11 protein-coding genes and 1 pseudogene are annotated in these 13193 nt (G+C 71.3%); 9 read left to right on the top strand and 3 right to left on the bottom strand.

All coding sequences use genetic code 11. The features are described from left to right. The first annotated feature begins 178 nt into the window (after positions 1–178). The 7 genes from ABTX62_RS04040 (at position 179) to ABTX62_RS04010 (ending at position 7933) form a co-directional block, all read left to right on the top strand. Positions 179–1714: a gamma-aminobutyraldehyde dehydrogenase gene (locus ABTX62_RS04040; RefSeq protein ID WP_352114711.1), complete on the top strand. Its 1536-nt coding sequence runs from the start codon at positions 179–181 to the stop codon at positions 1712–1714. 56 nt (positions 1715–1770) lie between these two features. Beyond that, a complete protein-coding gene (locus ABTX62_RS04035) occupies positions 1771–3018 on the top strand; it encodes a polyamine ABC transporter substrate-binding protein (RefSeq protein WP_352114710.1) in 1248 nt (415 codons plus the stop codon). 5 nt (positions 3019–3023) lie between these two features. Further along, positions 3024–4169, top strand: a complete 1146-nt coding sequence (locus ABTX62_RS04030; protein ID WP_502997899.1) for an ABC transporter ATP-binding protein — start codon at positions 3024–3026, stop codon at positions 4167–4169. Further along, entirely contained in the window at positions 4169–5098 is a 930-nt protein-coding gene (locus ABTX62_RS04025; protein ID WP_352114708.1) for an ABC transporter permease, read from the top strand. Before ABTX62_RS04030 ends, ABTX62_RS04025 begins: the two co-directional genes overlap by 1 nt. Next, on the top strand, positions 5099–5905 hold the full coding sequence (locus ABTX62_RS04020; RefSeq protein ID WP_352114707.1) for an ABC transporter permease: 807 nt from the start codon (positions 5099–5101) through the stop codon (positions 5903–5905). It abuts the gene before it with no gap. A gap of 12 nt (positions 5906–5917) precedes the next feature. Continuing rightward, a complete protein-coding gene (locus ABTX62_RS04015; protein WP_352114706.1) occupies positions 5918–7336 on the top strand; it encodes an NAD(P)/FAD-dependent oxidoreductase in 1419 nt (472 codons plus the stop codon). A 141-nt stretch (positions 7337–7477) separates the two neighbouring features. Continuing rightward, positions 7478–7933 (top strand): hypothetical protein, encoded by a 456-nt coding sequence (locus ABTX62_RS04010; RefSeq protein WP_352114705.1) that lies wholly within the window; start codon positions 7478–7480, stop codon positions 7931–7933. 209 nt (positions 7934–8142) lie between these two features. Here the strand turns inward: ABTX62_RS04010 and ABTX62_RS04005 are convergent, their stop codons facing one another. Beyond that, positions 8143–8814, bottom strand: a complete 672-nt coding sequence (locus tag ABTX62_RS04005; protein WP_352114704.1) for a phosphatase PAP2 family protein — start codon at positions 8812–8814, stop codon at positions 8143–8145. A gap of 56 nt (positions 8815–8870) precedes the next feature. Between ABTX62_RS04005 and ABTX62_RS04000 the strand changes: the two genes are divergently transcribed. Beyond that, complete coding sequence (locus tag ABTX62_RS04000) at positions 8871–9044, top strand: hypothetical protein (RefSeq protein WP_352114703.1); 174 nt, start codon at positions 8871–8873, stop codon at positions 9042–9044. 13 nt (positions 9045–9057) lie between these two features. Here ABTX62_RS04000 and ABTX62_RS03995 read toward each other — a convergent pair. Continuing rightward, positions 9058–9282 (bottom strand): annotated as a pseudogene (locus tag ABTX62_RS03995) (phosphatase PAP2 family protein); the annotation flags it as partial. A gap of 161 nt (positions 9283–9443) precedes the next feature. Then, on the bottom strand, positions 9444–10778 hold the full coding sequence (gabT, locus tag ABTX62_RS03990) for a 4-aminobutyrate--2-oxoglutarate transaminase (RefSeq protein WP_352114702.1): 1335 nt from the start codon (positions 10776–10778) through the stop codon (positions 9444–9446). 252 nt (positions 10779–11030) lie between these two features. Between gabT and ABTX62_RS03985 the strand changes: the two genes are divergently transcribed. Further along, positions 11031–13163 carry an ATP-binding protein gene (locus ABTX62_RS03985; protein WP_352114701.1) on the top strand — a complete coding sequence of 711 codons (2133 nt, stop codon included), beginning with the start codon at positions 11031–11033 and terminating at the stop codon, positions 13161–13163. The last annotated feature ends 30 nt before the right edge of the window (positions 13164–13193 follow it).

The following is a 13193-nucleotide window of genomic DNA, read 5'->3' as shown; positions in this document are numbered from 1 at the left end:
CACTGACACAGCGTCCTGCCTTTTCGCGGCGAACTCGACACCTGGTCGACAGATTCCGTCGCGTAACCAAAAATCAACAACGGAATCACTTGTTGGAGTGGCATACCTCTGTCAGGATCGGCACTCAAATCGAGCCTGAGCCACGCCGGCCCCATCAGGGGACACGGAGGAGAGCCACATGCACAACCCGGGCATTGCCACCCCGGACCGATTTCCGGCCGGGGAACGCTTCGCGGAGGGCGCGCAGTACATCGCGGGCCGTCTGACCAAGGGCACCTCCGGCCGCACGCACGCGGTCGTCGACCCGGCGTCGGGCGAGGAGGTCCTCACCTACGAGCTGGCGGGCACGGCCGACGTCGACCGGGCCGTCGCCGCCGCCCGCGCGGCCTTCCCCGGCTGGGCGGGAGCGACGCCCGGCGAGCGGTCCGACGCCCTGCACCGGTTCGCCGCGGTCCTGGCCGACCGGGCCGAGGACTTCGCCCGCGCCGAGTCGCTCCAGTGCGGCAAGCCACTGAAGCTGACCCGCGAGTTCGATGTCCCCGGGACCATCGACAACACCGCCTTCTTCGCCGGTGCCGCACGGCACCTCCAGGGGCAGTCCGCCGGTGAGTACTCCGGCGACCACACCTCGTACGTCCGGCGCGAGCCCATCGGCGTCGTCGGGTCGATCGCGCCCTGGAACTACCCCCTCCAGATGGCCGCCTGGAAGATCCTCCCGGCGATCGCCGCGGGCAACACCATCGTCCTGAAGCCCGCCGAGCTCACCCCGCTGACCTCGCTGCTCTTCGCCCGGGCGGCCACCGACGCCGGGATCCCGGACGGGGTGATCAACATCGTCACCGGCACCGGCGAGGAGGCCGGGGAGCACCTCGTCGGTCACCCCGGCGTGGCCATGACCTCCTTCACCGGATCCACCGCCGTCGGCAAGCGCGTCGCCGAGGTCGCCACCGCCACCGTCAAGCGCCTCCACCTGGAGCTCGGCGGCAAGGCGCCCTTCGTGGTCTTCGACGACGCCGACCTGGAGGCCGCCGCCCACGGCGCCGTCGCGGGCTCTCTCATCAACACCGGGCAGGACTGCACCGCCGCCACGCGCGCGTACGTGCAGCGGCCGCTGTACGAGGCCTTCGTGGAGCGGACGGCGGCGCTGATGGAGACGGTCCGGCTCGGCGACCCCTTCGCCGCCGGCACCGACCTCGGCCCGCTGATCTCGCACGTGCAGCGGGACCGGGTCGCCGGCTTCGTGGACCGGGCGCGTGCCTACGCGCGCGTGGTGACCGGCGGCGAGGCTCCCGAGGGGGAGCTCGCCAAGGGCGCCTACTACCGGCCCACCCTCATCGCCGACGCGGCCCAGGACAGCGAGGTCGTCCAGTCGGAGATCTTCGGGCCGGTCCTGGTCGTGCTGCCCTTCGACACCGACGACGAGGGCCTCGCGCTCGCCAACGACACCCCGTACGGGCTGGCCGCCTCCGCCTGGAGCCGGGACGTGTACCGCGCGAACCGGGCCACCCGGGAGATCAAGGCCGGCTGCGTCTGGATCAACGACCACATCCCGATCATCAGCGAGATGCCGCACGGCGGCTACAAGTCCTCCGGCTGCGGCAAGGACATGTCCGCGTACTCGTTCGAGGAGTACACCCAGATCAAACACGTCATGTTCGACAACACCGCGGTGGCGGCGAAGGACTGGCACCGCACCGTGTTCGGGGACCGATAGTCGTATGCAGGCCGCCTGACCAACGGCCGTCCATCCTCCGAAAGGGCACCACGCGCATGGAGCAGTACGAGCCCGACCGCCTGTCCGCGGCCCAGGTGGCCGCCGTGCGGCGCAGTCTCAGGAACGGCAGGGCCGCCCTCACCCGGCGGTCGCTGCTGCGCGCCTCCGCGGGCGGGGCGCTCGCAGCCGGCGGACTCGGGACGCTGAGCGCCTGCGGCATCCCGGCAGCGGGTCAGGCGCAGGGCGGCGTCTCGGCGCAGGACCACTCGGCCGAGGAGAAGACGGTGAGCTTCTCCAACTGGACCGAGTACATGGACGTCGACGACAGCGGCAAGCACCATCCGACGCTCGACCGGTTCGCCGAGCGGACCGGTATCAAGGTCAAGTACACCGAGGACATCAACGACAACAACGAGTTCTTCGGCAAGATCAAGCCGCAGCTCGCCGCGGGCCAGGACACCGGCCGCGACCTGATCGTCCTCACCGACTGGCTGGCCGCCCGCCTCATCCGCCTCGGCTGGGTGCAGAAGCTCGACCCGGCCAACCTGCCGCACGCCTACGCCAACCTGTCGGCCCAGTTCCGCAGCCCCGACTGGGACCCGGGCCGCGCCTACTCCTACGTCTGGCAGGGCATCTCCACGGTCATCGCGTACAACAAGAAGGCCCTCGACGGCGTCGAGGTGAAGTCCATATCCGACCTGCTCGACAACCCCAGGCTCAAGGGCCGGGTCGGTTTCCTGTCGGAGATGCGCGACAGCATCGGCATGACGCTGCTCGACATGGGCAAGGACCCGGCCGACTTCACCGCCGACGACTACGACGCGGCCATCGCCCGCCTTCAGAAGGCCGTCGACAAAGGCCAGATCCGCCGCTTCACCGGCAACGACTACACCTCGGACCTGACCAGCGGCGACTTCGCGGCCTGCGTCGCCTGGGCCGGGGACGTCGTCCAGCTCAAGGCGGACAGCCCCGACATCGACTTCCTCATCCCGGACAGCGGATACATGACGTCCACCGACAACCTGCTCATCCCCAACAAGGCCCGGCACAAGACCAACGCCGAGCGGCTCATCGACTTCTACTACGAGCCGAGGGCCGCCGCCGAACTCGCCGCGTACATCAACTACGTGTGCCCCGTCGACGGTGTGAAGGCCGAACTGGCGAAGATCGACGAGGACGCGGCGAACAACCCGCTGATCATCCCGGACAAGGCCATGGCCGCCAAGTCCCGCGCCTTCCGCTCGCTGAGCTCGAAGGAAGAGACCGAGTTCGAAGCCAAGTTCGCGAAGCTGACGGGGGCGTGACCACCATGACGAACAAGACGGACCCCGGCGGCGACGTCCGCCTCACGGGCATCACCAAGACCTACGGCGCCTTCACCGCCGTGCACCCCCTCGACCTGACCGTGCCGCAGGGCTCCTTCTTCGCCCTGCTCGGCGCCTCCGGGTGCGGCAAGACCACCACCCTGCGCATGATCGCCGGGTTGGAGGAACCTTCCGCCGGCACCGTCTTCCTGGGCGACCAGGACGTGACGGCCCTCCCGCCGTACAAGCGGCCGGTGAACACGGTCTTCCAGTCGTACGCCCTCTTCCCGCACCTGGACATCTTCGAGAACGTCGCCTTCGGCCTGCGTCGGCGCGGCCTGAAGTCGGTGAAGAAGCAGGTCGAGGAGATGCTCGACCTGGTCCAGCTCGGCGAACAGGCCCGCAAGAAGCCGCACCAGCTCTCCGGTGGCCAGCAGCAGCGCGTCGCCGTGGCCCGCGCCCTGATCAACCACCCCAAGGTGCTGCTCCTCGACGAACCGCTCGGCGCCCTGGACCTCAAACTGCGCCGCCAGATGCAGCTGGAGCTCAAGCGCATCCAGACCGAGGTCGGCATCACCTTCGTGCACGTCACGCACGACCAGGAGGAGGCCATGACCATGGCCGACACGGTCGCCGTGATGAACGCGGGCCGCGTCGAGCAGCTGGGCGCGCCGACCGACCTCTACGAGAACCCGCGCACCACGTTCGTCGCCAACTTCCTCGGCACCTCCAACTTCATCGAGGCCGAGGTCGACTCCAGGAGCGGTGACGAGATCGTGCTGAAGGCGGGCGGCGGCAAGCTCCTCCTGCCCGAGGCGCGCTGTTCCGCCTCCACGACGACCGGCGGCAGGGTGCTGGCCGGTGTCCGCCCGGAGAAGATCTCCCTCACCCACGCGGACGACGCCGGCGGGATTCCCGAGGGCCGCAACCGCATCACCGGCCGGATCGCCGACTCCAGTTTCATCGGCGTCTCCACGCAGTACGTCGTCGACAGCCCGGTCTGCTCCGACTTCGGGGTCTACGCCCAGAACATCGACCGTGACCCCCGACTGGTGCCCGGCGCCGAGGTGGTCCTGCACTGGAACCCGGCCCACACCTTCGGTCTGGACGCCGCCCAGGACGTCGACGCCGGAGTGGAAGAGGCGGCCTGATGAGCACACTCACCGAGGCGCCACCGCCGCTCGCGCCCCCGGCGCCCGAACCGAAGCCCCGCAAGCGCAGGGGCCGCTGGACGCCGTACTGGCTGCTGCTGCCCGGCATCCTCTGGCTGGTCGTCTTCTTCGCACTGCCGATGATCTACCAGGCCTCCACGTCCGTGCAGACGGGTTCCCTGGAGGAGGGCTACCGGGTCACCTGGCACTTCGCCACCTACTGGGACGCGCTGACCGCGTACTGGCCGCAGTTCGTCCGCTCGGTGCTCTACGCGGGCACGGCGACGATCCTGTGCCTGCTCCTCGGCTATCCGCTGGCGTATCTGATCGCCTTCCGAGCGGGCCGCTGGAAGAACCTGATCATGATTCTGGTGATCGCGCCGTTCTTCACCAGCTTCCTGATCCGCACCCTCGCCTGGAAGACGATCCTCGCCGACGGCGGCCCGGTCGTCGGCGCGCTCAACACGCTGCACGTCCTGGACGTCACCACCTGGCTCGGCATGACCGCGGGCGACCGCGTCCTGGCCACGCCGCTCGCGGTGGTGTGCGGCCTGACGTACAACTTCCTGCCGTTCATGATCCTGCCGCTCTACACCTCGCTGGAGCGCATCGACGGCCGGCTCCACGAGGCCGCCGGAGATCTGTACGCACGCCCTTCGACGACCTTCCGCAAGGTGACCTTCCCGCTGTCGATGCCGGGTGTCGTCTCCGGCACGCTGCTCACCTTCATCCCGGCGGCCGGTGACTACGTGAACGCCGATCTCCTCGGCTCCACCGACACCCGCATGGTCGGCAACGTCATCCAGGCGCAGTTCCTGAGAGTGCTCGACTATCCGACGGCCGCGGCGCTCTCCTTCATCCTCATGGCGGCCATTCTGCTCATGGTCACCCTCTACATCCGCAGGTCCGGGACGGAGGATCTGGTCTAAATGCCCTTCGTCAACTGGCTCAAGAGGCATCTCGTCGTCCTGGCGGGACTGCTGACCCTCGGCTATCTGCTCCTGCCGAACGTCGTCGTGACGGTGTTCTCCTTCAACAAACCGAAGGGGCGCTTCAACTACGCGTGGCAGCAGTTCTCACTGGACGCCTGGAAGGACCCGTGCGGCGTCTCCGGACTGTGCGACTCGCTGTCCCTCAGCCTCCAGATCGCGTTCTGGGCGACGCTCGGCGCCACGCTCCTCGGCACCCTGATCGCCTTCGCCCTGGTCCGCTACCGGTTCCGCGCCCGCGGTGCGGTGAACTCGCTGATCTTCCTGCCGATGGCGATGCCCGAGGTCGTCATGGCCGCCTCGCTGCTCACCCTGTTCCTCAACATGGGCGCCCGGCTGGGCTTCTGGACGATCCTCATCGCCCACATCATGTTCTGCCTGAGTTTCGTGGTCACGGCCGTCAAGGCGCGTGTGATGTCGATGGATCCAAAACTGGAGGAGGCGGCACGGGACCTGTACGCGGGCCCGTTCCAGACCTTCGTCCGGGTCACGCTGCCGATCGCGGCGCCGGGAATCGCCGCGGGCGCGCTTCTGGCCTTCGCGCTCTCCTTCGACGACTTCATCATCACGAATTTCAACGCCGGCTCCACCGTCACGTTCCCCATGTTCGTCTGGGGCTCGGCGCAGCGCGGAACGCCCGTCCAGATCAATGTCGTCGGCACGACGATGTTCATCGTCGCCGTTCTGTTCGTCCTGGTTTCCATGATCGCCGGAAACCGCCGCAACAGGCACAAGGCACAACCGTAGGGAGTTGACATCATGGCCCCGAGCGCCATGAACCGGTGGACCCGTTCGCTTTCCGACGCCCAGCCGGTCCCGTACTGGCTGGACGACCCTGGCCGGCCCCGCCCCGAACCCGCCCTCACCACCTCGGAGACCTGCGACCTGCTGGTCGTCGGGGGCGGCTACAGCGGGCTGTGGACGGCGCTGATCGCCAAGGAACGCGACCCGCAGCGGGACGTGGTGCTGGTGGAGGGCCGCGAGGTGGGCTGGGCCGCCTCCGGCCGCAACGGCGGATTCTGCGCCGCCTCCCTCACCCACGGCCTGCCCAACGGCCTCGCCCGCTGGCCCGACGAGATCCACAAGCTCCAGGAACTGGGCGCCCGCAACCTCGACGCGATCGAGGCGGCGGTCGCCCGGCACTCCCTGGACTGCGACTTCGAACGCACCGGCGAGATCGACGTGGCCACCGAGCCCTACCAGGCGCGGGAACTGCGCCGGTGGCACGAGGAGACGTCCCGCCGCGGCCTGGCCGAGGGCGTCGAGTACCTGGACGCCGACGCCGTACGGGAGCAGGTGAACTCACCCACCTTCCAGGCGGGCCTGTGGGACCGCGGGGGCGTCGCCATGCTGAACCCGGCGAAGCTCGCCTGGGGCCTGAAGCGGGCGTGCGTGGAGCTGGGCGTGCGGGTCTACGAGCACACTCCCGCCCTGACCCTGAAGCCGTACGGCCCCGGCATGGCCGTGCGCACCCCCTACGGCGGGATCCGCGCCCGCCGGGTCGCCCTCGGCACCAACATCTTCCCGAACCTGGTCCGCCGGGTCCGCTCGTACACCGTCCCGGTCTACGACTACGCCCTGATGACCGAGCCGCTGAGCGCCGGGCAGCTCGACTCGATCGGCTGGAAGAACCGCCAGGGCCTCGGTGACAGCGCCAACCAGTTCCACTACTTCCGCCTGTCCGCCGACCACCGGATCCTCTGGGGCGGCTACGACGCGATCTACCCCTACGGCGGACGCGTCCGCGCCGAGTACGACGACCGCCCCGAGACCTACGCCAAGCTCGCCGGGCACTTCTTCACCTGCTTCCCGCAGCTGGAGGGCGTGCGCTTCAGCCACGCCTGGGGCGGCGCGATCGACACCTGCTCCCGCTTCTCGGCGTTCTTCGGCACCGCCCACCAGGGCAAGGTGGCCTACGCGGCCGGCTACACCGGCCTCGGGGTCGGCGCCACCCGCTTCGGCGCCGAGGTGATGCTGGACCTGCTGGCGGGGGAGCGCACGGAACGCACGGAGCTGGACATGGTCCGCAAGAAGCCCCTGCCCTTCCCCCCGGAGCCGTTCGCCTGGACGGGCATCGCCCTCACCAAGTGGTCGCTGGCCCGCGCGGACGCCCAGGGCGGCCGCCGCAACCTCTGGCTGCGCACGATGGACCGGCTGGGGCTGGGATTCGACAGCTGAACGACCGGGTGTGATCCGGTTCACTCCAACGAGACGCCGGAACCCGCGTAATGACCGGGGGGACACCCCCTTCTCCCTCGTGATGGCCTCCGGACGCCCCGCGCGTCCGCGAGATCCGCGAGAGAGAAGGGGGTCTTTCCGATGACCGGTGCGAAGACGGCGGTCGAGTGGCTCGCATCCGTCGCACCCGATCCCGAGGCCTGCCGCTGGGAATGGGAGCGCAACCCGCTCGGAGTCGCGCTGCTGCCGGCCGGCAGCGCCTGGGACGTGCTCATCCTGCCCGGCGCACTCGGTTACGCCACGCTCGACGTGCTCGCCCGCGTCCTCGACCGGCCGGGCCCCGTGCTCGTCGACTTCGGTGACGCCCGCATGGGGTTCTTCGTGCCGCCGGGCACCGCGACCCGCTGGCTCGGCACCGGCATCCGCACGGCGGGCGCCGGCACCTGGATCGTCGTGCCCTACCCGGGCCGCTCCTCACCCGGCGGCGTGCGCTGGCTGGTCCCCCCGGACGGCTCGGGCATGCTGACGGACCCGGCCCTGCTGGAACTGGCCATGCACGAGGCGGCGGCGGGCCTGGCGACGGGGAACGACGGTTAGGCCCCTTCTGATGGATCTCCGCGGCGTCGCGACGCCCGGCACGCTCCCCCGCTCTCGGCTTCGCTCGAACGGGAGGGGCCCCACCGCCGCACCGCGCGAAAGCCCAGGTAGCTCCGCTACGAGGGCTTCCCCGCGGCACGCCGAGAGCACGCATCGAACGCCGCTCCGTCTCCCACGGAGATTCATCAGAAGGGGCCTAGGCTAGCGCCCTACCGCCGCGGTGCCGCCCGGACGTCCGCCGCCGTCGTCCGCCGGAGGAACAGCCACAGCGACGAGAGCAGCACCGCGCACAGACACCAGCTGCCCACCACGTCCAGCGGCCAGTGGTAGCCGCGGCGGACCAGGCCGTAGCTCGCGCCGAGGACCAGGGCGGCGCAGAGGGCGACCAGGGCGCGGCGGGCCAGGGCGGTGCGGAGCCAGGGAAGCAGCAGCAGGGTCGCGGAGCCGTACGCGACGGCGGCCGTGGCGGTGTGGCCCGAGGGGTAGTAGCCGGTACCGGGCGGTTCGGCCGGGGTGCCCGGGCGGGCCAAAAGCGCCTTCAGGGGGACGACCAGTGCCGGGACCAGGGCCAAGAGCAGGACCGCCGCGGCGACGGGCAGCCACCAGCGGTCCGCACCGGCGCCGCGGTGGCGCACGGCGACGTAGCCGAGCGCGACGGCGAGGACCGGGACCGCGACCGGGATGTTGCCGAGGTCGGCGAGAAGTCCGGAGCAGCGGTCCGGGTTCACGAGGGCCCGGCTGAGCCGCTCGTCGAGCCGGACGAGCGGGCCGTCGGCGGCGACCTGCCAGGTGATCAGGGCGAAGAGGAGGGCCGGAAGGGCGAGCAGGAGGGCGGGGGAGCCCGCGAACGTGGTGCGTTCCCGGTTCGCGGAGATCGGCATGGGGCACAGCTTGGCACGAGCACGGACGCCGACCGGCGGCCCCTGCGGAGGAACACGTGAACCAGCCGTCCCACGACGCCGGCCTCTTCGACCACTGCCCCTGGCTCTTCGCCGGACAGGCCTCCGAGGAGCAGCTCGCGGATGCCGTCGGCGTGGCCGACGCGCCGGGCTACCGCCCGCGGGGGGTTCATCGCCCGGAACCCGCACCGGTCACGGCGAGGCCGGTCTGACGGAAGGGGCGGACATGGAGGTCGGCCGCCCCGGAACAGGGGGGGTGGTTCCGGGGCGGCCGACCGGACCGGAACGTCGCGCGCCCCGGGGGGTTTGGGGCGGGCGACCGTCCGATCGGTGAGGAGATCCAGAGCCTCAGGCTCCGGTGGTGTGCGCGAGGGCACGACCAGGCCGAAGCTGGGGAGGCCCCGTCCTGATCTCACCCACAGTCCCCTGTGGGCGGGGTGTATCTCTCATCTGGGTAGAACCTACGACAGGGCCGGGGCGCAGGACAGGCCGCGGGGCTCCCTGTCATCCACCTCGCACACCTTCTTCACAGGCTCTGCCCTCGCCGCCCCGGTAGCGGAACGGGGCGGCTCACCTGCACGGACGACGGCTCAGATGCGCCAGCCGGGGGCTCAGACGCGGGGGAACGCCTGCTCGATGATGTCGAGGCCCTCGTTCAGCAGGTCCTCGCCGATGACGAGCGGGGGCAGGAAGCGGAGCACGTTGCCGTAGGTGCCACAGGTCAGGACCAGCAGGCCCTCCGCGTGGCACGCCTTGGCGAGCGCGGCGGTCGCCTCCGGGTCGGGCTCCTTGGTGGCGCGGTCCTTGACCAGCTCGATGGCGATCATGGCGCCGCGGCCACGGACATCGCCGATGATCTCGAACTTCTCCGCCATGGCGCCGAGGCGGGCCTTCATGACCGTCTCGATGTTCTTCGCCTTGGCGTTGAGGTCGAGCTCCTTCATCGTCTCGATGGAGCCGAGCGCGCCGGCGCAGGCGACCGGGTTGCCGCCGTAGGTGCCGCCCAGGCCGCCGGCGTGCGCGGCGTCCATGATCTCGGCACGCCCGGTGACGGCCGCGAGCGGCAGACCCCCGGCGATGCCCTTGGCCGTGGTGATCAGGTCCGGGACGATGCCCTCGTCCTCACACGCGAACCACTGGCCCGTGCGGCAGAAGCCGGACTGGATCTCGTCGGCGACGAAGACGATGCCGTTGTCCCGCGCGAACCGGCTGATCGCCGGCAGGAAGCCCTTGGCCGGCTCGATGAAGCCGCCCTCGCCGAGCACCGGCTCGATGATGACCGCGGCGACGTTCTCCGCGCCGACCTGCTTGCTGATCTGGTCGATGGCCTGCGCCGCGGCCTCGGGGCCGGCGTTCTCGGGCCCGGTCGGCCAGCGGTAGCCGTACGCCACCGGCACCCGGTACACCTCGGGCGCGAACGGACCGAAGCCGTGCTTGTACGGCATGTTCTTCGCGGTCAGCGCCATCGTCAGGTTGGTGCGCCCGTGGTAGCCGTGGTCGAACACCACGACGGCCTGCCGCTTGGTGTACGCCCGCGCGATCTTCACGGCGTTCTCGACGGCCTCGGCGCCGGAGTTGAACAGCGCGCTCTTCTTGGCGTGGTCACCGGGGGTCAGCTCGGCGAGCGCCTCGGCGACCTCGACGTATCCCTCGTAGGGCGTGACCATGAAACAGGTGTGGGTGAAGTCGGCCAGCTGCGCCGACGCCCGCCGCACGACGGCCTCGGCGGAGGCGCCCACCGACGTCACGGCGATGCCCGACCCGAAGTCGATCAGCCGGTTCCCGTCGACGTCCTCGATGATCCCGCCACCGGCACGCGCCGTGAACACGGGCAGCACGGACCCCACGCCCTGCGCGACCGCGGCGGTACGGCGGGCCTGCAGCTCCTGCGACTTCGGACCGGGAATGGCGGTGACGACGCGGCGCTCCTGCGGAAGTGCGGTCATGCGGGGCTCCTGGGGTGGTGCGGATGGTCTCTGACAGACGCTCGGCTTCTTTTCTCGCAGGCTAGGGCGGGGAAAGGGGGGTCGGCATGCTCCATGTGGGCGTTGTCGGCGGAGCGCCTTGTCCGGGGTGGACATGGCAGTCTCGTGGACCGGTGCCCACGACCCGGCCGTGTAAGCGGTGAACTCCCCAGGAGAGGGCGTTAGATTGGCTCGCTGATGGTGGACGGAGCGGCTGGTCAGGGGGCAGGGGCGATGGACAGCGACGGGACGCAGGACCCGCGGGGTACGCATGCGAGTCCCGTGCCGCGTCCGGCGGGGCCGCCGGAGGCGCCGGCGATGCCTCCGCGGCCGCCCCGGGCACCGGCGACACCGCCGCTGCCGGACGGGTCGGCCTTCCTCACCTGGCTGCGCGCGCCGCGGCCCGACGCCGCGCCGGGCGTGTGGCGGTTCGGGCACCGGCCGCGGCCGGCGGAGGAACCCGAGGAGATCCCCACCCGGCAGCTGCTGAGCGGCGCGCTGATCGCCTTCCTCGTGGGATGGCTGATCTGGTCGCTGCTGCAGAACGGCTACCTCGGTACCTGGTGGTGGGTGCCGTTCGACCTGATCGTCCCCGACGCCTGGCGGGGCGGCGACAGCGACCTCGGCGAGACCGGGACGTTCATCGTCTACCAGGGGTACGAGCTGCTCGTCGCCCTGGCGATCATGGTCGGGGCGGCCCGGCTCGGCCGCTGGGGCGAGCTGTGGCGCCGATTCGTCACCCCCCGCTTCCGCCGGCCGGAGGCCCAGGAGGCCCGCACGGCCCCCGAGGACGACCCGGCCCGGTGGAACGAGCTGCGCGCGGCCGGGGCCGTCGACGCCGCCGAGCGGCTCGCCGCCGAGGCCCGGTCCGGGCTGATGCGGGACGTCGACCACGCCCGGATCATGCGCGCCTGGCAGGGCGTGCGCACCGGACGGCACAGCCTCGCCACCTTCAGCGGCGCCGTGCTCAAGGACGGCGCCGCCGCCTGCCTGCATCCCTCCGGGGAGCGCGACCTGCCCACCCGGCTCGCCCGGCACGACCTCGTCACCGGCCAGGTACGCCTCGGGACCACGGTGGACGACGCCCGCAACCCCTACGGCTACCGCGGCACCGGCCTCGCCCTCGGGCCCGACCTGCTCGGCACCTCACTCGTGGCCGTCGGCCCCGCCGGGTCCGGCAAGACCGGCACCGTCGTCCGGCCCCTGGCCGAGTCGCTGTGCCTGCACGCACTCGCCGGACGGGCGGCCGTGGTCGTCGTCGGGGCGGCCGGGGCGGGGCTCGGACCGGCTGACGCCTATGACGTGGTCGTGCGGATCGGGAACCAGGAGTCCGAGTACGACCTCGATCTGTACGGCGGCACCAGCGACCCGGACGAGGCCGCGGCCGTGCTCGCCGAGGCGCTCGTCGGGGACCTCGCCGATCCGCACCCCGGCAGCGACAGCCGCCGCTCCACCACCGTCCTCGCCCAGCTGCTCGGGCCGTTCCGGGCCGTGCACGGGCGCTTCCCCTCCGTACCGGAGCTGCGGCAGCTGCTCGACGGCGCGCCGGGGCCGTTCGCCGCGCTGCGCCACGGGCTCCAGGAGGCGGGGCAGGAGTCGCTGCTGCGCGAGCTGGACGCCCGGGAGCGGCAGATGGGGCAGCCCGGGGACGTCGGCGGGGTGCTCGGCGACCGCGTCGCGCTGCTCGACCGGCCCGCCTTCGCCGGGTTCTTCGACACCTCCGGGCAGTCCCGGCCCTTCACGCTCAAGGCCCTCGACCACCCGGTGCGGGTGCGCATCGACCTGCCCCAGCGCGGGCACGCCGACGCCTCCCGGATGCTCGCCCGGCTGGTGCTCGCGCAGTTTACGGCGAGTGTCGCGGTACGCGAGGACCGGTCGCTGTTCGCCTGCCTGCTGCTGGACGACGCCACGGGAGTGGTGACGCCCGAGGCGGTGCGCGGCATCCAGCGGCTGCGGTCCGGCAACGCCGGGGTCGTGCTCACCCTGCGGTCCCTGGACGACGTGGCCCGGCCGCTGCGCGGGCCGCTGCTCGGGGCGACCGGCTGCCGGATGGCGCTGTCGGGGCTCACCCCCTGGGACGGGCAGGACTTCGCCGAGGTGTGGGGCAAGGAGTGGACCGAGGCCCGCGACGTCACGGACCGGCAGATCATCGCCGAGACCCCGGCGGGCAAGGCCGTGCACATGCTGCGCCGGGTGATCACCGGCAAGGCCCCGACCGCGCGGGCGGTGACCGTGCGGCAGGTCGAGCGGGAGCGCTGGTCCGCCTCCGAGCTGGCGCACGCCGTGCCGGCGGGGCACGCGGTGCTGTCGCTGACCGACGTCAAGGGCGAGCACGCGCCACCGCTGCTGGTCGATCTGCGGGGCTGACCCGTCCGTGCGGGTACGCGGGGACCGTAC

Origin of the sequence: Streptomyces sp. NPDC096046, assembly GCF_040303285.1 — a bacterium.
In the GTDB taxonomy this organism is placed as follows: domain Bacteria; phylum Actinomycetota; class Actinomycetes; order Streptomycetales; family Streptomycetaceae; genus Streptomyces.
The sequence above is the reverse complement of the archived record's forward strand: the minus strand, read 5'-3'. Positions and strand labels throughout refer to the sequence as shown.

Bases quoted from the DNA above. Each gene is read 5' to 3' on its own strand.
- ABTX62_RS04040 (WP_352114711.1), top strand. From the start codon at position 179: ATGCACAACCCGGGCATTGCCACCCCGGACCGATTTCCGGCCGGGGAA.
- ABTX62_RS04035 (WP_352114710.1), top strand. From the start codon at position 1,771: ATGGAGCAGTACGAGCCCGACCGCCTGTCCGCGGCCCAGGTGGCCGCC.
- ABTX62_RS04030 (WP_502997899.1), top strand. From the start codon at position 3,024: ATGACGAACAAGACGGACCCCGGCGGCGACGTCCGCCTCACGGGCATC.
- ABTX62_RS04025 (WP_352114708.1), top strand. From the start codon at position 4,169: ATGAGCACACTCACCGAGGCGCCACCGCCGCTCGCGCCCCCGGCGCCC.
- ABTX62_RS04020 (WP_352114707.1), top strand. From the start codon at position 5,099: ATGCCCTTCGTCAACTGGCTCAAGAGGCATCTCGTCGTCCTGGCGGGA.
- ABTX62_RS04015 (WP_352114706.1), top strand. From the start codon at position 5,918: ATGGCCCCGAGCGCCATGAACCGGTGGACCCGTTCGCTTTCCGACGCC.
- ABTX62_RS04010 (WP_352114705.1), top strand. From the start codon at position 7,478: ATGACCGGTGCGAAGACGGCGGTCGAGTGGCTCGCATCCGTCGCACCC.
- ABTX62_RS04005 (WP_352114704.1), bottom strand. From the start codon at position 8,814: ATGCCGATCTCCGCGAACCGGGAACGCACCACGTTCGCGGGCTCCCCC.
- gabT (WP_352114702.1), bottom strand. From the start codon at position 10,778: ATGACCGCACTTCCGCAGGAGCGCCGCGTCGTCACCGCCATTCCCGGT.
- ABTX62_RS03985 (WP_352114701.1), top strand. From the start codon at position 11,031: ATGGACAGCGACGGGACGCAGGACCCGCGGGGTACGCATGCGAGTCCC.